19 protein-coding genes and 1 riboswitch are annotated in these 16,928 nt (G+C 72.5%); of the genes, 10 read left to right on the forward strand and 9 right to left on the reverse strand.

The window, feature by feature from the left end:
* Positions 1-3: 3 nt before the first annotated feature.
* The 5 genes from AB0E91_RS00720 to AB0E91_RS00740 all read right to left on the reverse strand — a co-directional run bounded on the left by AB0E91_RS00720 (position 4) and on the right by AB0E91_RS00740 (position 5,297).
* Positions 4-720 (reverse strand): GvpL/GvpF family gas vesicle protein, encoded by a 717-nt coding sequence (locus AB0E91_RS00720; protein ID WP_361773034.1) that lies wholly within the window; start codon positions 718-720, stop codon positions 4-6.
* Between the two features lie 3 nt (positions 721-723).
* The gene (locus tag AB0E91_RS00725) at positions 724-981 is read right to left on the reverse strand and encodes a hypothetical protein (RefSeq protein WP_361773037.1); all 258 of its coding nucleotides are present in this window, start codon (positions 979-981) and stop codon (positions 724-726) included.
* 352 nt (positions 982-1,333) lie between these two features.
* Entirely contained in the window at positions 1,334-2,251 is a 918-nt protein-coding gene (locus AB0E91_RS00730; RefSeq protein ID WP_361773040.1) for an aminoglycoside phosphotransferase family protein, read from the reverse strand.
* A gap of 164 nt (positions 2,252-2,415) precedes the next feature.
* Entirely contained in the window at positions 2,416-4,590 is a 2,175-nt protein-coding gene (locus AB0E91_RS00735; RefSeq protein ID WP_361773043.1) for a hypothetical protein, read from the reverse strand.
* Between the two features lie 113 nt (positions 4,591-4,703).
* The gene (locus AB0E91_RS00740; protein WP_361773046.1) at positions 4,704-5,297 is read right to left on the reverse strand and encodes a TetR/AcrR family transcriptional regulator; all 594 of its coding nucleotides are present in this window, start codon (positions 5,295-5,297) and stop codon (positions 4,704-4,706) included.
* A 54-nt stretch (positions 5,298-5,351) separates the two neighbouring features.
* Between AB0E91_RS00740 and AB0E91_RS00745 the strand changes: the two genes are divergently transcribed.
* On the forward strand, positions 5,352-5,939 hold the full coding sequence (locus tag AB0E91_RS00745; RefSeq protein ID WP_361773049.1) for a GNAT family protein: 588 nt from the start codon (positions 5,352-5,354) through the stop codon (positions 5,937-5,939).
* Entirely contained in the window at positions 5,932-6,423 is a 492-nt protein-coding gene (locus tag AB0E91_RS00750; RefSeq protein ID WP_361773052.1) for a YbaK/EbsC family protein, read from the forward strand. Before AB0E91_RS00745 ends, AB0E91_RS00750 begins: the two co-directional genes overlap by 8 nt.
* A 4-nt stretch (positions 6,424-6,427) precedes the next feature.
* Here the strand turns inward: AB0E91_RS00750 and AB0E91_RS00755 are convergent, their stop codons facing one another.
* A complete protein-coding gene (locus AB0E91_RS00755) occupies positions 6,428-7,660 on the reverse strand; it encodes an MFS transporter (protein WP_361773055.1) in 1,233 nt (410 codons plus the stop codon).
* A gap of 76 nt (positions 7,661-7,736) precedes the next feature.
* Between AB0E91_RS00755 and AB0E91_RS00760 the strand changes: the two genes are divergently transcribed.
* Entirely contained in the window at positions 7,737-8,153 is a 417-nt protein-coding gene (locus AB0E91_RS00760; protein ID WP_361773058.1) for a cytidine deaminase, read from the forward strand.
* A gap of 22 nt (positions 8,154-8,175) precedes the next feature.
* Here the strand turns inward: AB0E91_RS00760 and AB0E91_RS00765 are convergent, their stop codons facing one another.
* Positions 8,176-8,673, reverse strand: coding sequence for an inorganic diphosphatase (locus AB0E91_RS00765; RefSeq protein WP_361110006.1), 498 nt, complete (start codon positions 8,671-8,673; stop codon positions 8,176-8,178).
* Between the two features lie 531 nt (positions 8,674-9,204).
* On the opposite strand from AB0E91_RS00765, the gene AB0E91_RS00770 reads away from it, so the two are divergent.
* The 4 genes from AB0E91_RS00770 (at position 9,205) to AB0E91_RS00785 (ending at position 12,548) form a co-directional block, all read left to right on the forward strand.
* Positions 9,205-9,549, forward strand: a complete 345-nt coding sequence (locus tag AB0E91_RS00770) for a hypothetical protein (protein WP_361773061.1) — start codon at positions 9,205-9,207, stop codon at positions 9,547-9,549.
* A 507-nt stretch (positions 9,550-10,056) separates the two neighbouring features.
* The gene (locus tag AB0E91_RS00775) at positions 10,057-10,548 is read left to right on the forward strand and encodes an inorganic diphosphatase (protein WP_361773064.1); all 492 of its coding nucleotides are present in this window, start codon (positions 10,057-10,059) and stop codon (positions 10,546-10,548) included.
* Between the two features lie 190 nt (positions 10,549-10,738).
* Positions 10,739-12,061: a GAF domain-containing SpoIIE family protein phosphatase gene (locus AB0E91_RS00780; protein WP_361773067.1), complete on the forward strand. Its 1,323-nt coding sequence runs from the start codon at positions 10,739-10,741 to the stop codon at positions 12,059-12,061.
* 74 nt (positions 12,062-12,135) lie between these two features.
* Positions 12,136-12,213: riboswitch (Fluoride riboswitch) on the forward strand.
* Positions 12,214-12,341: 128 nt separating this feature from the next.
* Positions 12,342-12,548 (forward strand): hypothetical protein, encoded by a 207-nt coding sequence (locus tag AB0E91_RS00785; protein ID WP_361773070.1) that lies wholly within the window; start codon positions 12,342-12,344, stop codon positions 12,546-12,548.
* Positions 12,549-12,707: 159 nt separating this feature from the next.
* Here AB0E91_RS00785 and AB0E91_RS00790 read toward each other — a convergent pair whose 3' ends face one another.
* The gene (locus tag AB0E91_RS00790; RefSeq protein ID WP_361773073.1) at positions 12,708-13,202 is read right to left on the reverse strand and encodes a hypothetical protein; all 495 of its coding nucleotides are present in this window, start codon (positions 13,200-13,202) and stop codon (positions 12,708-12,710) included.
* 224 nt (positions 13,203-13,426) lie between these two features.
* On the opposite strand from AB0E91_RS00790, the gene AB0E91_RS00795 reads away from it, so the two are divergent.
* The 3 genes from AB0E91_RS00795 to AB0E91_RS00805 all read left to right on the forward strand — a co-directional run bounded on the left by AB0E91_RS00795 (position 13,427) and on the right by AB0E91_RS00805 (position 15,838).
* Positions 13,427-14,350, forward strand: a complete 924-nt coding sequence (locus AB0E91_RS00795) for an LLM class F420-dependent oxidoreductase (protein WP_361773076.1) — start codon at positions 13,427-13,429, stop codon at positions 14,348-14,350.
* 51 nt (positions 14,351-14,401) lie between these two features.
* On the forward strand, positions 14,402-15,226 hold the full coding sequence (locus tag AB0E91_RS00800) for a DUF1684 domain-containing protein (protein WP_361773079.1): 825 nt from the start codon (positions 14,402-14,404) through the stop codon (positions 15,224-15,226).
* 156 nt (positions 15,227-15,382) lie between these two features.
* Positions 15,383-15,838 carry a hypothetical protein gene (locus tag AB0E91_RS00805; protein ID WP_361773082.1) on the forward strand — a complete coding sequence of 152 codons (456 nt, stop codon included), beginning with the start codon at positions 15,383-15,385 and terminating at the stop codon, positions 15,836-15,838.
* Positions 15,839-15,848: 10 nt separating this feature from the next.
* On the opposite strand, the gene AB0E91_RS00810 is transcribed toward AB0E91_RS00805, so the two are convergent.
* Positions 15,849-16,868: a LacI family DNA-binding transcriptional regulator gene (locus AB0E91_RS00810; RefSeq protein ID WP_361773085.1), complete on the reverse strand. Its 1,020-nt coding sequence runs from the start codon at positions 16,866-16,868 to the stop codon at positions 15,849-15,851.
* Positions 16,869-16,928: the final 60 nt, after the last annotated feature.

Here is a 16,928-nt window from a genome sequence, read left to right on the forward strand (position 1 = left end):
ACCTCAGACGAAGCTGTACGGAGGCAGCGGGCCGTGGAGGCGGAAGTCGAGGTCGTCGCCGAGCTGGTGCGCGACGCTCAGTTCCGTGGTCAGGAACGTCTCCTCCTGGTCCTCGGGCACCAGGAACGACACGCTGAGGAAGTCCGCCCCGGTCGGCCGGGTGGAGTCCACGCCCCGGGCGAACGGGCGCAGCGCCTCGATCACCCCCATGGCCAGCGCCTCCTGCCGCGCCCGCACCTCACGGGCGACCAGCTCGCCGAGCCGGAGCGGGGCACCGTCGGCCGCGACACCGGCCCGGATGTTCTCGCTGAGATGCCGTGCCGTGCTCGACTCCGCGAGGATCCGGCGCAGCAGGATCTCCTCGTCCTGCGCCGCGTTCAGGTGGTACTCCTCGCTGCCCGCGAGCGTGCTCAGCAGTTCCGTCCAGGCGACGGCGTGCTCTTTCAGTACGGCCCGTACGGCGTCGTCGTCACCCGTCACGAGCCCGAACCTCAGGGGCAGCACGGCCCCGTCGGCCATGAGCCGCACCTGCACCGCGTGATGCGCCTCGATGTCGGCGCGCCCGGGGCGCAGGCCGTCCGGCGCGTCCCCGACCACGGCACACAGTGGCCCCGCGGTCACCCCGCGCAGTACGGACTCCGGGGCCTCGCCGACCCCGCGCAGGCCGTCGAGGCGGCGCGGGTGCTCCGCGCCGACGACGGAGTAGACATAGACGGCCATGGCTCAGTCTTCCCCCTGGTCCGCGCCACGCTCCGGTCCCCCCGAGTCCCCGCCGAGCCGGTCGCAGGCCGCCGCGAGACGCAGATGGGCGTCGGCTCCGGCCGTGACCGCACGAGTGTCGCCCTCCGGCACCTCGGGCACGGGCAGCCGGGTGAAGGCGTCCACCATGAGCCCTCGGTCGAGGACGAGCTCCAGTACGTCGTCGAGACCGTCACCACCACCCTGAGTGACCGCGCTCCTGTTCTGTGACACCAAGCTCATGGCGCTCCCTTCACCGGCCGACCGCCCTCCGGTGGTGGGGCCGCATCGCCCCGCCACTCCCTTTCGGGCACCAGCCCGGCTCCGAGTACCTCGCTCCCGGCCTCCCATCCGTACGGGACGGATTTCTCTCCCGGGGAGGGCCGGTCGCCCGCCCGAGCAGCCCTTCCCGCGCCCGTCGGCACACACTTCGTCGCCGGAACGGCACGGAAAGTCACCCGATCGACCCCACCGCCGCTTCCCCCACGGTGACCGGAGCACCGCCGGCACGGCAAATGCCGGCAATCAGTCACGCGTGGGACGCACTACCCCGCTTCATGATCGGCCGGACGAGTCCTGGCCGGCAAAGACAGGCTCACCGGCGCACCACCGCGGTGAGGCGTTCCAACGACGCCCGCCCCGGAGGCCCCCAGCTCGGCTTGCCTCCAGGACGCCCCTCGTCGCCCGCGTGTCCGATGTGGAGGCAGGCCAGTGCGCGCAGCACGGCCCAGCCGCGGGCGCGGCGGAGGGTAGCGGGGTCCGGGGTCGGCTGGTACGTGGCGTGGAAGAGGTCGGTCGTGCCGTCCGGGAGGAGGATCCAGGAGGCGGCGAGGTCGAAGGCGGGGTCGCCCGCGAAGAGGTCGCCGAAGTCGATGACGCCGCAGAAGGTGCCGTCGGCGGTGAGGACGTTGGCCGGGTGGAGGTCGCCGTGGAGCCAGAGGCGGGGGCCGGTCCAGGCGGGCGCGGCGGCGGCGTCCTCCCAGACCTCGCGGAGGGCGGACGGGTCGCGGATCAGGCCCAGGTCGGCGGCGGAGGCGAGCGCCCGGGTGAAGGATTCGGCGGTCTCGGCCAACCGGCCGCCCCGGTCACGGCCCGAGGGCGCGCGGTCGGGGGCCGGGCGGTGAAGTGCGGTCAGAAAGGCGGCCAGGGCGACCGCCGCCTCGGCGGGGTGCGTCGCGGGGACGCGATCGGCGGGCTCGCCCGGTACCCAGGTGGTGACGAGCCAGGGGCGTGGGAACCGTTCCGAGGGCTCACCGAGCCGCTGCGGTACGGGAATCGGCAGCGGAAGCCGCGGGGCGAGCCCCGGCAACCAGGCGTGCTCCTTGCGCAGCAGCGCGTCCGCCGACTCCGTCGCCCACGGCATCCGGACCGCGAGGTCGTCGCCCAGCCGCCACACCTGGTTGTCCCAGCCGAGCGCTCCGAGCTTCAGGGGGCGATCCGCGAGGTCGGGACACTGCTCGCGCAGCAGCTCCCGGATCAGCTCCTCGGTGATGTCCATCTGGGTCGCTGTCATGCGGAGCAACCGTAGCGGGGCGGCGGCCGGTCCGGGCTTCGCCCTCGGCCGCCACGCGCACGCACACCTGCCGGAAAAGTCGAGGACGAGGAAAGCGAAAGGGCTGGTTCATTGAAAGTGAGAAGGAAGCCCCTTCATGGCCTCGTCTCCGGCGACTCTAGCAGTCACACCGGAATCAAGTCGCGCAGATTTTCCGGGGTGATGACCAGCGAGTCCGGGTGCAGCCCCTCCGGGCGCTCCAGGCCGATGTACGTGACGGGCCCGGCCGGAGGCACCGTATCGCCGTCCCACAGCGTGACGTCCGTGGCGCGATCGGACACCAGGTCCATCACATGACGCACCGTCAACTGTTCACGCTCGACGATGCCCCGCAACAGCAGCGCCGCCGACACCCGGTTCTCCTCCACCCGGTTGAACCCCGGGCTCCCCTTGAGATACAGGTGCAGCCACTTCGCCCGCCAACTCCCGTCCTCCGCCCGCACGAACGCCAGCGGCAGCGCCACCCGCCCCGGCCCGCGCAGCTCCGACTTCATCCGCACCGTACGCGGCTCGAACGGACGCCCCGCCTGCTCGGCATCCCGCAGCATGAACCCGAAGAAGGACTCCTCGACCTCCTCGAACCCCTCCCCGGAGTAGATGTTGACCTGCGGCACGATGAAGTCGCCGCGCACCGCACCCAACCGCAGGTTGATGAACTCCGAGGCCCCTTCGGGCGCGTCGGTGATGTCGCCGGAGTGCTCGCCCTCGACCTCCTTGAGTGAGGTGTAGGACAGCCAAGTGACCGCTTCGTAGTCGGAGTTCAGCAGCAGGGCCGAAAGGTCGTAGTCCGTGGTGTTCCGCGCCTGCTTCCAGTACACGAAGAAGCGCAGAAGGTCCCCCTCCACCGCCGAGAGGGAACCGCGCGGAAGCACCCCGAGACCTGCGGTGGTCGCCCTGCCGCTGAGCGGGAGCGCCACGTCGAGGACGGCCGGGTCGACGAGCAGATGCCCCGGGTCGGGCAGCCGGCGGCGCGTCTCGGCGTCCAGGACGGCGAGCAGGCGGTCGCGCGTGGACGCGGGCAGCGCGGGCCGGGTGTCGGCCTCGGCCCAGGCACCGCCGTGCCGGTTGACGAACACCCGCTGCGCGAACGCCTTTTCACGGTTGCCCAAGTGTTCACGCACCGACAGCAGGACCCGGCCGGAGACCGCCGAAGCGGCCGACTCGGCGGCAGCCACCACCGCTTCCAGTTCGTCCGGTGTCGCGGCCGTACGCAGCAGACGGTCCAGGGCGCGGAACAGCCTGCCCGGAGCCGACCCCAACAGCCGTGCCGCGCCGCTGACATCGCCCGCACCGAGCAGCTCCTCGACGCGGCTGTCGAAGGACGGCGCCTCCTTCTCTCCCCGCGCGACGGCGAACACCTCGGCGGCGTACGGCCACCGCTCCGCGTACTCGTGGGCGTGCAACCGCTCCCCGAGCCGCTTCCACCGCTCCCGGTGCGCGTTCACGTCCGCGAGCTTGGCGGGGCTCGCCGCCACCACCGAGTCGAGCGCCGCGAGCAGGGTGCGCCGCACGGGCCGGGACGGCGAGCGGAACCGGGTCGGCTCGACCAGGGTCACGTCTCCGCCCGACAGCGCGCACGCCAGGCGGAGCACATCGGTGACGGTGTCCACGGCGAGATCAGCCCCCGCCTTCAGCCGGGCCCGGTTGACGACGGCACGGTTCTCACGGACGGGTATCTCCTCGGGCTGCGGTCCCGTCGCGCAGCGCCCGGCGAGGGTCACGAGGTCGCGCAGGCCGTCGTCGCCCAGCGGTGTGGTGCTGCCCGCGAGGGCGAGGTAGAGCGCCGTGACCTCCTCGTCCAGCGGGGCGCCGAGATGCAGGACGGTCATGCGGTCGCCCGCCGCGGCGATCAGTTCGTCGTGGGCGGCGAGCATCTCGGCGTACGAGTGGCGGTAGTTGCCGTACGCCGGGAGGGTCAGCAGGTCGACCACGCCGGTGCGGAGCTGCGCGAGGGTGCGCTCACGGAAGGTGCCGTCGCTCAGTGCGTCGGTGATGCAGCGGGTCCAGAAGTCGTACGTGTCCGGCACGTTGGCCGGGAAGTCGACGAAGTAGACGTTGTGCCGGACGTGGTCGCCGACCATCTCGCGGACGGTGCCCAGCGTGCGCCGCGCGATCGCGGTGACCGCCTTCGGTTCCAGTTCCGACAGTCGCGCCAGCAGCTCGGCCGAGAGCTTGAAGCCCACGGACATCAGCACGGCGTCGAACTGCCGCGCCACGACGTCCCCTTGTCCGGCCGGGCCGGAGGTAACCGGGAGTCGGAGGGTGTGCCGGACGACCAGGGATTCGAGGCGGTGGATCATCGGAGCATCTTCGCAGCGCACCCCGGGCCGGGTCATCGGAGTTTTCCGGTACGGACACCGCCACCGGCACCGGCACCAGCACCAGCACCGAGATCGGCACCACCCCCGCCGGGTCAGGCCGCCGCGAGAGAGGCGAGGAAGTCGTCCAGCATCGCGGTCTGAACGCCCTCCGAGAACCGGCCGGGGTCGAACAGGGCCTGGACGACCAGCCCATGAGCGAACGCGACGGCGGTGGCGGCGAGTTGGTCAGGATCGGCGCCGGCGGGGACTTCTCCCAGGTCGCGGGCCGCTTCGAAGTGCGGGCTCATGGTCGCGCGCAACCGTGCGTAGCGTTCGGCCTGTTCGGCGGCGAGGGCGTCGTCGGCCAGCGACAGGTCCCACGAGCTGACCCAGACGCGGTTGCGGGCGGTGTCGTCGGGGGTCAGCGGCAGGATGTCGAGGAGCATGGCCCGGACGGTGGCGAGCCCGGGGGCGGGGTGTTCGCGGCGGGGCCGCCCCGCCGTGTTGCTCTCCAGCAGACTCAGGGCGTGCGCGATCAGAGCGCGCTTGGTCGGGAAGTAGTGCATGAGCATCCCCGTCGAGACGCCCATCGCGGCGGCGACGGCACGCAGGGTCAGTGCGCCGAACCCCTTCTCGGCGAGCACCTGCCACACGGCACGGCTCACGTCCTCGCGGCGGGATTCATGGTCGACGGGTGCGGGCGGCATACTGCTACCTTACATACCGAACGTTTGTTACGTACCCAGGGAACGAGGTACCCCGTGTTCGCTCTGCCGCTCGGTGACCAGGCTCAGCTCCGCCCACTGGAGCCCTGGCAGGCCCAGGAGTTCCTGGAGCACATCGACCGCGCGCGGCCCACGGTGGACCCGTGGATACCCTGGGCGACCTTCAGCACGGACCTCGAATCCGCCACCGCCACCCTCCAGCGGTACGCCGACCGCCAGGCCCAGGACTCCGGCCGGATCTACGGCATCTGGCTGGAGGGCACCCTGGTCGGCGGTGTCATGTTCACCCACTTCGACAGCGCCTCCGGGGTGTGCGAGATCGGCTGCTGGCTGGAGGCCGCCGGTGAGGGGCGCGGCCTGGTGAACCGGGCCTCCCGGGTCCTGATCGACTGGGCCTTCCACGAGCGCGGGATGAACCGCGTCGAGTGGATGGCCGCGTCGGGCAACACCCGCAGCACCGAGGCCGCGCGCCGTCTCGGCCTGAGCCGCGAGGGCGTGCTGCGGCAGCGCTATCCGTACCGGGGGGTGCGGCTCAACAAGGAGGTATGGTCGGTCCTCGCCGAGGAGTGGCCCCCTGCGGCGGCCGACACGACCGGAGCACCGGAGGGAGTCACCCGTGCGTGAACGAGTGGAACGCGTCCAGGCGGCCCTGCGCGCCTACGGCAGCACCGCCGACGTGGTGGAACTGCCGGTCCCCGCGCCGACGGCGGCGGCCGCGGCCGCCCAGCTCGGCTGTCCCGTGGGTGCCATCGCCAACAGCCTGGTCTTCACCGCCGCCGGCGAGCCCCTGCTCGTGCTCACCAGCGGCGCCCACCGCGTGGACACCCGCCGCGTCGCCCGTCTCCTCGATGTGAGCCGGAACAGGATCCGCCGCGCCGACCCCGACTACGTCCTCACCGTGACGGGCCAGGAGGTCGGCGGGGTGGCCCCGGTGGGTCACCCGGGTCCCGTACGCACCCTGATCGACACCACTCTGGCCGAGTACGACCATGTCTGGGCGGGTGCCGGGATGCCGCACACCGTATTCCGCACCACGTTCGCGGAGTTGGTGAGCATCACGGGTGGTGAACCGGCCGTGGTCGCGGACGAACGGGACACCCCGGCCTGATCGTTCAGGCAGCGCGGGCCACCTCCACCCCCCGGTCCGAGCGCAGATTGCGTACGCCCGGCACGAGGGCCGTACCGGCGCAGACGACGGCGACCAGGACGGCCGAGGCCGCGAACGGCACGCGTGCACCCCAGAGATGCAGGGCGATGGGGGCGACGATCACGCCGAGCGGCTGCGCGGCGAGCGAGAGCAGCCAGTCGTAGGAGCTGACCCGGGCGAGCACGTGGTGCGGGATGGCCTCCTGGACCGTGGTCTGCCAGGTGGGGCTGAGGAAGCCGAGGCCCGCCATGGCGATGCCGTATCCGGCAACCAGCAGCGGAACGGGGGCACTTGTCGCGAAGAGCGCCAGCGGCAGGGCGTAGGTCGCCAGAACGAGGTTTCCGGCGAGCACCGGGCGCCGTGGGCGGGCCCGTCCGGCCAGCAGTGATCCGGCGAGCAGACCGATGCCGCCCGCCTGGGTCACGGCGATCCAGGCGTTCTGGCCGCCGAGCCGGGTGACGGCGACGAGCGGGCCGAGGGTGAGCAGCACGTTGGCGACGAGGTTCCACGCGGCGTGGGCGACGAGGCTGGTCCAGTACCAGTCCCGGGCCCTCACCTCGGCCCAGCCCTCGACCAGCCCGGCGCGGATGGCGCGACGGGCAGGCGCCGAACTCGCCTTCTGATGAAGCCGGATGAACGGCATCAGGAACGCACTGGCCGCGAAGGCGGCGGAGTCGAGCACGAAGACCCAACCGATGCCGACCGCCCAGATCAGCAGGCCCGCGAGGGCGGGACCGGCGAGCAGCGAGACGCTTTTCGCCACCCCCATCAGCGAGTTGGCCTTCTGCCGCGCAGGACCGGCGACCGGCGCCACCCGTACGAGAAGCGGCGCGAGGTTGGACAGGCTGACGGCGGAGGCCGCGCCCGCCACCGCCTGGGCCGCGGCGATCACCGCGATCGAGGCATGGCCGGTGAGGAGTTGGCGGGCCACGACGGCCTGGGTGAGGACGCGGGTCGCGTCGGCGCCGAGGGCGACCCAGCGGGGGTTGTAGTGATCGGCCAGCACTCCGGCAACGGGCAGCAGGAGCAGCCGGGTTCCGAGAGCGCAGCCGAGCACCAGCGCGAGGGCGGTCGCCGATCCGGTGAGCTGGACGACGGCGAGGCTCAGGGCGGTCGGCACCAGGGCGTCGCTCAGGGTGGACAGGGTGCGGCTGATCAGAAGCAGACGGAAGCCCGGCAGACGGAGGGGATGCGTCACGCCCGCATACTATGTGGGCCCCGCCGCCCGGCGGCGACCCGCTCTGACCAGCGAAACGACCCCCAGAGGTGGAGAGTTGACCATGCAGAGTCCCGGCGTCGACCACGAACTCGTCCAGGCCGCGACCCATCTCGTCCGCACCCGCGCCCACGGCGACAACCACACCGTCGCCGCCGCGGGCCGCGCCCCGGACGGCCGGATCGTCACCGCGCTCAACGCCTACCACTTCACAGGCGGCCCCTGCGCCGAACTCGTCCTGATCGGCACGGCGGCCGCCCAGGGCATCTACGACCTGGACACCGTCGTCGCGGTGGGCGACCGCGAACGCGGCGTGATTCCCCCCTGCGGCCGCTGCCGCCAGGCCCTCCTCGACTACTTCCCCACCTCGCACGTCGTCGTCGGCACCGGAGACCAGCTGCGCACCCTCCCCATCACCGCCCTGCTCCCCGAAAGCTACGTCTGGTCCGACCACCAGCTCGACGCCGCCGACTGAATGCGTCGGCCACGCGGCCCGGTCAGGTGCCCTGGTGCGCCGGTTCGGCGGCGCGGGCGCGGGAGGCGGCGATCTCCGCGTACGCCTGCTCGCGGCCCTCCCAGTGCGAGCCCTCGACGGACTTGCCCGGCTCCAGGTCCTTGTAGACCTCGAAGAAGTGGGTGATCTCCATCCGGTCGAAGTCGGGGATGTCACCGATGTCCTGCACGTCGGCGTAGCGCGGATCGTGCGCGGGGACGCAGAGGATCTTCTCGTCGGGACCGTGCTCGTCCCGCATGACGAACATGCCGACCGCCCGGCACTCGACGACACAGCCGGGGAACGTCGGCTCACCGGTCAGCACGAGCGCGTCCAGCGGGTCGCCGTCACCGCCGAGGGTGCCGTCGATGTAGCCGTAGTCGGCCGGGTACTGCGTGGAGGTGAACAGCATCCGGTCCAGCCGGATGCGGTGCAGTTCGTGGTCCATCTCGTACTTGTTGCGCGAGCCCTGGGGGATCTCCACGGTCACGTCGAGTTCCATCGTTTCCTCCTGGTGGCGGGTGCGGTCGCCCGGCGCGTGCGGGTGTGGACGTACGGCGTGGGTGAGTGGCCGGGCGTGGGGGGGGCGGGCCGTACGGCGCGGGCGGAAGGCGGCCGCGGCGGGGAGTCTCGCCGGAGGCCGGCGGAGCGGCGGGTGGCGAAGCGGCGAGGGACGGAGTGGCGGGTGCGGGCATGATTCCTCCTGGTCGCTTCGTTGGACCAGGGACCGTCAGCGGCGGATGCCGCGGTTCACGGTGAGCCCCATCACCGGCGCGCTCGGCGCATTCGTAGTATGCCCGGCGCTGTGCCGTGGCAGGCATCCAGCGTACGCCGAACGGGGCGTGTCGGCCGGATGCCCCGGACGTCCCCGGTCGCGGCCCGCTCCCCCCGGCCGTACCCCCGGCGTACGCTCGACAGTGCGCGAGGCGCTCGGCGCTGGACCCCGCCGAGACCACCCGCACCCCGGGTGGCCGACCCGCCGTACCGGCCGATGGCTCCTGTTCACCGCACCCGTGAGGACCGGGAGGACACCATGACCGGCGTCGCCCACAGCTCGCACGACAGCACCCGACTCACCGTCTCCACCGGCCTGTTCACGCCCGCGTGGCTGCCGCCGGGCGGCCGGGACAACGGCCTGCGCGCCACGTCGTGGGCGCCGATCGCCGACCTCCCCGCCAAACACGTCGACACCGTGCTCGACGCCCTGCGGCAGGCGAACGTACCGGCGCACGCCGCCCCCGCCCCGCGCTCCGTACGGGTCGTGACCCCGGACCGGCGGCACCCGGCCGACCCGAAGTGGCGACTGCGGGTGGGCTCGACCTCGTACGCCCGGGCGGAGGACCTCCTCATGCGACTCCTGCGCACCCTGGACGACTGACCTCGTCAGATCGTCGAGCCGCACCACACCGCACCGCGAGGTGCGGTACGGGCCGATCTCGTGCGCGGTGCGGGCGGGCGCGGCGGCCGTCGTGGTGGTGGCGGGCTCGAGTCCGGCGTGGTTCCGGTCGACGAGGGAGATCCGGACGGTACCGCCGGGGCGGGGGCTGCCCTCGTCGGGCTTCTTCCGCTCGCCGGGATCGGCTCGGCGGAGTGCACGCGAACCCAGCCGACTCCGGCGACGTCAGCCCGGGCGGGACCAGCTGGGCGACCTCGGCCCGTACGGAATCAGCTCGGCGAGGTCCGTCCGGACAGGTCCGGCGCCAGGACCGACTCCACGAAATCCGCTCCGTAAGGTCCGCTTCGCGCGGTTGATCCCCGCCTCCGTGCGGGAAGAATGGTGGTGCCGGGGGCGATGGGGCTCGCCCTGTGACCGCATGGCGACCGTGCTTCGACCGTGCTGATGGCCTCTGCGTGGATGGTGTGCGCTTCACGGGAGGTGGCTGCGATGGAGTTCCTGGTCACGGTGGACGCGACGATCGGCTCGCCGTTCGCCCCGCCCGACGGCTCGGACGGGCACGACCTGATGAGCGTGGGCTCGACGCGGGTGACCGGATACCCGGTCGGCTCGGGCTGGGTCGGCGACACCCTCACCGGGCAGGGCGGTACAGTCCCCGTCCTGCTGCTCATGGAGGAACCGGCGCTGCCGGACCGTACCGTACGGGCCCGTCCCGTAGCCCTGCTCCACGCGCTGGTGGACGGCCGCCCCGAGACCCGCGTGCTGTGCGTGCCCGCGCACGACGCGAACTTCGCCTCCCTCGGCAACGTGAGCGCCCTGCGCACCTGGCACGCCGACGAGGACACCGTCGCGACGGTACTGCGCCGCTTCGACCGCTCCCACCGCTGGCGCGTCATGGACTTCGAGGGGGCCACTGCGGCGGAGGAGTTCCTGGCGGAGGCGCGGATGGCGTACGAGCAGCTGACGGGAAGCCTGGAGTGAGGGGTGCCGCAGCGCCCGTACCTTCACGTGATGTGCGACCGGGGCTGCTCCTTCACCGTGTACTCACCGGCCACGGCCTCGATCACGCACGCACGGTGGATCGACGCCGATCCGCCGGAGGCCAACACGCTGAGGTTTCCGAACCACAGGCACCAAAGGTTACAAAGAGGGCACGAGGAGAGGGAGTGCGATGAAGCGGGACGATCCACCACAGCCCGAAGCCGTGTCCGACGCGTCCGACACGTCCGCTCCGGAGGCCTCGGCGGCGCGGCTGCGGCTGCTGGCCGAGGCGAGCCGCGCGCTGGCGTCCAGTCTGGACGCCGGGGAGGCGCTGCGCAGGCTGGCCCGGGTGGTGGTGCCCAATCTGGCCGACGCCTGTGTCATCGACGTGATCGAGGGCGACGGTCTGCGGCGGCTGACGGTCACGGACCGTGACCCGGAGCGGGCGGTACGGGTGCTGCCGGGCTCGTCCCTGCCGGCGCCGGACGAGTCGGCGGCCGAGCTGGCCAAGGTGCTGCGCGGCGCGGGCCCCGTGGTGATCGACCGCTTCGGCGGGCCGGAGCCGCACGACCCGCTGCGGGCCGCGCAGTGGCGGCTGTACCGCAGCCTGGGCGCCGAGACCGCGCTGATCGTCCCCCTGCGCGCCCGGCGGCAGGCGCTCGGCGCGCTGACCTTCGTCCGGCGCGCCCCCGCGACCCCCTTCGACGAGCAGGAACAGGCGCTCGCGGCCGACCTCGGACACCGGGCGGGCCTCGCACTGGACAACGCCCGGCTCTACGCACTCCAGCAGCACACCGCCGAGCAGCTGCAGCTCTCCCTGCTGCCGGACCTGTCCGGCGTCGGCGACGTACGGCTGGCCGCCCGCTATGTGGCCGCGCGCGAGCGGGCCGAGGTGGGCGGCGACTGGTACGACGCGTTCCGGCTGCCCGACGACTCGCTGATCCTCGCCATCGGCGACGTGGTCGGCCACGACCTGACCGCCGCCGTCCGCATGGGCCAGTTGCGCAACATGCTGCGCGCGCTGGCCTACGACAGCGGGGACGACCCGGCCGGCACGATGGGCCGCCTGGACCGGGTGATGCAGGGACTGACCGCCGTCGAACTCGTCACGGCGGTCATCGCCCGTGTGGAGACACCGCCGGACGCGCCCTGGCGGCTGCACTGGACCAACGCCGGGCATCTGCCGCCCCTGCTGGTCTGCCCCGACGGCAGCAGCGACCTCCTGGAGGAGGGCCACGCCCCCATCCTCGGTGTGGACCCGGGCCTCGACCGCGACACCGCGACCGTCACCCTGCCGCCCGGCTGCACGTTCCTGCTCTACACCGACGGGCTGGTGGAGCGTCCCGGCGAGGACATCGGGCGCGGTCTGACCCGGCTCCGCCAATGTGCGACCGCCTTCGCGGCCGAGCCGTTGGAGGTCTTCCTGGACGAGCTGCTCGCCCGGATGGGCGACGACCGACAGGACGACATCGCCGTGCTGGCCATGCGCGTTCCCTCCGGTCCGCCCCGCTGAATCCTTCCGGTCCGTTCCCCCGGTCCCCTACGGTTCGTCCCGCCCACTTGACCGCCGTCGCGCGGGGCGGTTCACTCGACGTCGGCGATGGAGCCCGCCTGGACCTCTCCGGTCCGAACCGCCCACCCCGGGCTGATGGTTCCTGACTCCGTCAGGAAACCCATGCCTTCGGGAGGTACGCCGGGTGGAAACATCGCCGGTCCTCGTTCACGGAACGCGCTCTCGCACCCCTGGACAACTCCGCTCGCCCGTCCGTCATTTGCCGGTACGGAGTGCGGCGATGAACTTCTTCGGCTGCCAGGACCCGGACATCACCACCGCCGCGGTCGCGCTCTCCCGCTCCTGCGGCGCGGGCCTCTGCGACCGCCACACGCACCGGTGCTCCCAAGCACCCCTCCGGGCGGTCGGCTTGGGCACCGCGGCCAAATACCAGTCGGCACGGCGCCTGCTGTACGAGGCCCGCGCGGTGGCCGAACACGACGGCTGACGGCCACCCCCGAGACGGCCGCGGCAGCCTCCCCCGCTTCCCCGGCCTCCCCACCCTTCCGGCGCGCGTCCCTCCGAGCCGTACACCCGCACGGCCCGGGCGCCCGGAAGGCCGCGACCGGGGGTGCGTCACCCACCAGGGCGACGCACCCCCGGCTCGTCAATCTCCTTGTTGATAGCGGTAGTTGTAGTAGTCCTCCGCCGCGACCAGAACAGACGTGACATACACCGGCAGCCCGTCCGCACCTCGCTCGACCGCCTGCGAGGTCTGCCGGGTGAAACCGAGCGAGACTCCGGGAATCACGGGATGCTCGGGCTGCGACACATCGACCGTCCGCCCCAGCGCCCTCGCGCACCGGAACAGCTCGTCGGCGGGAGTGGCGAAGACGTCGTAACCCCAAAGCAGCACGCTCGTACCGGACTTACGGCCTTCCCCGGGCCACCACACCTCGATCGCGGTCACTCGCTCCCCGCCCTCGGCCAGGGCCTGCACGCCGACGTGGTCCAGACTCCACGACACCTTGGCCGAGTTGCGGCTCGGCCGTCGCAGCACGCGCGGCTCACCCCATCCGGAGGTCGAGGCCAACGCCTCGTCGAGGGTCGCACCGAGCAGGATCGGCGCGATTCCGCGCGGAGGGTCGAGTACGAGTTCCACGAGCAACTTCCCTTCTCAATTGACCTGTTCTGCCCGACGGGCGTCGTTCGCGTGACGTCGCGCGCGGAAGCCGCCGCGCAGCGGCGTGGCGCAGCCGTGGGCGGCGGCCAACAGGACGCCCATGATCTCCCGGCGCGTGTACCCCGTACCCCGTACACACGACTGACAAGAAGCTGTCACAAAAGAACCGGAATGCGTCCCCGCCAACAGCCGTTTTCACTGACATGACTGTGGGAGTAGCGCTCAACGCGGCCGACGCGCCGAATCAGGTGGACGCCACGGTGCGGCTGGCCCGGGAGGCCGCGGCCGCCGGGTTGCGGTCGGCCTGGTTCGGCCAGACCTTCGGCGCGGACTCACCCCAGCTCGCGGCGATCGTCGGGCGCGAGGTGCCCGGGCTGCAGGTGGGCACATCCGCGATCCCCGTCTTCGGCCGCCATCCACTGCTCGTGTCCAGCCAGGCGCTGACCGCCCAGGCGGCGACACACGGCCGCTACCACCTCGGCCTGGCCCTCGGCACGAAGCTGCTGACGGAGTCCGGCTTCGGCCTGCCCTTCGCACGCCCCATCGCCCGCCTGCGTGAATTCCTCACCGCGCTACGGCAGTTGACGCAGACCGGGACGGCCGACTTCCACGGCGAGCTGCTGACCGCGACCACCCCGGTCCCCGCGCGCGTACCGGGCGCCGACGACGGCGTCCCCATCCTGGTCGCCGCGATGGGACCGCAGGCGCTGTGCGTCAGTGGCGAGCTGGCGGACGGCATCCTGCCGTACCTGGCCGGACCGCGCGCCCTCGCCGACCACATCGTCCCCGCCCTGACCGCCGCGGCCGACGCCGCCGGCCGTCCCGCACCCCGCGTCGTGGCCCTCGTACCCGGCGTGGTCACGGACGACGTGGACGCGGTACGGCAGAAGGCCACCGAGTACCTCGCCTTCTACGAACAGATCCCGTCCTACGCCCGCGTCCTCGAACTCTCCGGCGCCCGCCGCGCCTCCGACGTGGCCGTGATCGGCGACGAGAAGACGGTCGCGGCGGAGGTACGCCGCTACCGCGACGCCGGGGCCACGGAGGTCGTGTTCTCCGGCACGGAGATCGCGGGCGACGAGAACCGCCGCCGCACCTGGGCCCTGCTGGGCGAACTGGCCGACTGAGGTTCGTCCGACTCAACTCCGCACGGACAAACACGTATTGAAGGAGCCGGCATGACCACCGAAGCGACCACGACCGACCTCCGCGCCTTCGCCGACGACTGGCTGGAGTGGTACCGCGCCCACGAGGCCCGGCTCGCCGCCCCGCACGGCTTCCTGGCGATCACCGGTCTGCACTGGCTGGACGAGCGCCCGCAGCGCTTCCCCGACGCGCCGGGCGCCTGGCGCACCGGGGGCGAGGGCGTCGTGGTGAACCTGGACGAAGGCGAAGAGCTGCTGGTGGACGGCGTGCCGGTCCGGGGCGAACACCACTTCGGCGTCCTCCCCGAACGCGGCGGAGTCGACGCCGTCTGGGGCGACGCCGTCATCGAGGTCGCCAAGCGCGGCGGCCACGACATCGTCCGCCCCCGCCACCCGGACGCGCCCCTGCGCACGGCCTTCACCGGCACCCCCGCCTACGCCCCCGACCCCCGCTGGGCCGTCACCGGCCGCTACGTCCCCTTCGACGCGCCCCGCCCCACCACCGTCGGCGCGGCGGTCGAGGGCCTTGAGCACGTGTACGACGCTCCGGGCCGGGTCGACTTCGAACTCGACGGCCACGCCCTCTCCTTGACCGCGTTCCCGGGCGCGGGCGAGGGCCGCCTGATGGTCCTGTTCACCGACGCCACCTCCGGCGTCACCACCTACGCCGCGAACCGCGCCCTCACCATCGACCCGCCCACCCCCGACGGCACGGTCCTCCTGGACTTCAACCGCGCCGCGAACCTCCCGTGCGCGTACACGGACCTCGCCACCTGCCCACTGCCTCCGGCGGAGAACCGGCTGCCGGTGGCGATCGAGGCGGGGGAGAAGATTCCGCGGGAGCGGGGCGGGGCGTGAGCCGGGTGTTCGTTCGCGGAGGGGTCGGCCGTGGACGCGTTGCGTGTCGGTGGCGCGTCCACTTCCCCCGGACCGGGGGCCGTGCGAGAGGCCGAGGTGGTCGACCGCCGGGCGGTGACGGCGCGCGGGGCGAACACCTGAGGGCACAATGCAGCCGTGGACCTGAGACCGGAACTGTTGCCCCCGCCCGTGAGCCCGCAGCGGCTGGCGGAGCTCTCCCGCGACATCGAGCGGATCGCTGAGCTGGTGCGCAGCGGAGCCGGTGATGCGGGCGACGAGATCAGGGCCTTCAACGTGAAGACGGGCCACGCCTACGCCGCCCCGGACTTCACCGAGTACGACGGCAGCCGGAGCCTGAGCGAGTTCGCGTCGGAGGCCGCCCGCCCCGCCCGGCCCCGGATCGCGGACATCACCACGGACGAACTCACCGAGCTGGTCCGCAGAGTCCTCACCGGCAGCCCGGAGACGGACCACTACCTGCGGCTCCTCCGAGCCAACGTGCCCCACCCCCGGATCGGCGACCTGATCTTCCACCCGTCGCCCGAACTACGCGACGCCACGGCCGAGCAGATCGTCGCCGAGGCCCTCGCTTACCGGCCGATCGCTCTCTGACCGACCCCGCTCACCGCACCACCAGGCTCGACCCCCGCACCACCAACTCTGGTTGCAGCACAACCCGTTGGTGCGTATGGCCGCCCGCGCCCGCCTCCGTCTCCTCCAGCAGGAGCTCCGTCGCGAGCGCCCCCATGGTCACCGCGGGCTGACGCACAGAAGTCAGCGGCACCGCAGAGGCCGCCGCGAACTCGATGTCGTCGTAACCGACGAGGGCCATGTCCTGGGGGACCCTGACTCCGGCCGCGTAGAGGGCCTGGAGGACGCCGAGGGCCAGGAGGTCGTTGGCGCAGAAGACGGCCGTGGGGCGGTGGGCGAGGCCGAGGAGGCGGGCGCCGGCGTCGCGGCCGGCGGCGACGTCGAGGCGGTCGGTGGGGAGTTCGCGGAGGGCTTCGGGGGGCAGGCCGGCCTGGGTGAGGGCGCGGAGGGCGCCTTCGCGGCGGTCCTTGACCTGGTTGAGCTGGGGCGGACCGCTGACGTAGGCGATGGAGCGGTGGCCGGTGTCGACGAGGTGGCGTACGGCGAGCAGCCCGCCCGCTACGTCGTCCACGGAGACGGAGCACTCGGTGGTGCCCTCGGCGACCCGGTCGACCAGGACGAACGGGATGCGGTGGCGGCGGAAGGCGTCGATGTTGCGGCCCGTGGCGTCGGCAGGGGTCAACAGGACGCCACGGACGCGGTGTTCGGCGAAGAGGGAGAGGTACTCGGCCTCCTCGGCGGGATTCTGGCCGCTGTTGCAGACCATGACCCCGATCCCCGCCTCGCGGGCGGCGCGTTCGGCTCCGCGTGCGACGTCCACGAAGAAGGGGTTGCCCATGTCGAGGACGAGCAGGGAGATGATCCGGCTGCGCCCGGCGCGGAGTTGGCGGGCGCTCTCGCTGCGGACGTAGCCGAGCCGGTCGATCACGGACTGGACGCGCAGCCGGGTCTCCTCGGTGACCGTCTCGGGGCGGTTGATGACGTTCGAGACGGTGCCCACCGAGACCCCCGCGTGCCGGGCCACGTCCTTGATGCCGACTCTGCCTGCCATGCGCGCCTGTGCTCCGTTCCGCTGTCCCCCACCCCGCGTCCAGCCTATGCCGGGCGCGAC

The sequence above is a fragment of the Streptomyces sp. NPDC026659 genome, from assembly GCF_040638245.1.
GTDB lineage: Bacteria > Actinomycetota > Actinomycetes > Streptomycetales > Streptomycetaceae > Streptomyces.

Bases quoted from the DNA above. Each gene is read 5' to 3' on its own strand.
- AB0E91_RS00720 (WP_361773034.1), bottom strand. From the start codon at position 720: ATGGCCGTCTATGTCTACTCCGTCGTCGGCGCGGAGCACCCGCGCCGC.
- AB0E91_RS00725 (WP_361773037.1), bottom strand. From the start codon at position 981: ATGAGCTTGGTGTCACAGAACAGGAGCGCGGTCACTCAGGGTGGTGGT.
- AB0E91_RS00730 (WP_361773040.1), bottom strand. From the start codon at position 2,251: ATGACAGCGACCCAGATGGACATCACCGAGGAGCTGATCCGGGAGCTG.
- AB0E91_RS00735 (WP_361773043.1), bottom strand. From the start codon at position 4,590: ATGATCCACCGCCTCGAATCCCTGGTCGTCCGGCACACCCTCCGACTC.
- AB0E91_RS00740 (WP_361773046.1), bottom strand. From the start codon at position 5,297: ATGCCGCCCGCACCCGTCGACCATGAATCCCGCCGCGAGGACGTGAGC.
- AB0E91_RS00765 (WP_361110006.1), bottom strand. From the start codon at position 8,673: ATGGAACTCGACGTGACCGTGGAGATCCCCCAGGGCTCGCGCAACAAG.
- AB0E91_RS00770 (WP_361773061.1), top strand. From the start codon at position 9,205: ATGACCGGCGTCGCCCACAGCTCGCACGACAGCACCCGACTCACCGTC.
- AB0E91_RS00775 (WP_361773064.1), top strand. From the start codon at position 10,057: ATGGAGTTCCTGGTCACGGTGGACGCGACGATCGGCTCGCCGTTCGCC.
- AB0E91_RS00780 (WP_361773067.1), top strand. From the start codon at position 10,739: ATGAAGCGGGACGATCCACCACAGCCCGAAGCCGTGTCCGACGCGTCC.
- AB0E91_RS00785 (WP_361773070.1), top strand. From the start codon at position 12,342: ATGAACTTCTTCGGCTGCCAGGACCCGGACATCACCACCGCCGCGGTC.
- AB0E91_RS00795 (WP_361773076.1), top strand. From the start codon at position 13,427: ATGACTGTGGGAGTAGCGCTCAACGCGGCCGACGCGCCGAATCAGGTG.
- AB0E91_RS00800 (WP_361773079.1), top strand. From the start codon at position 14,402: ATGACCACCGAAGCGACCACGACCGACCTCCGCGCCTTCGCCGACGAC.
- AB0E91_RS00810 (WP_361773085.1), bottom strand. From the start codon at position 16,868: ATGGCAGGCAGAGTCGGCATCAAGGACGTGGCCCGGCACGCGGGGGTC.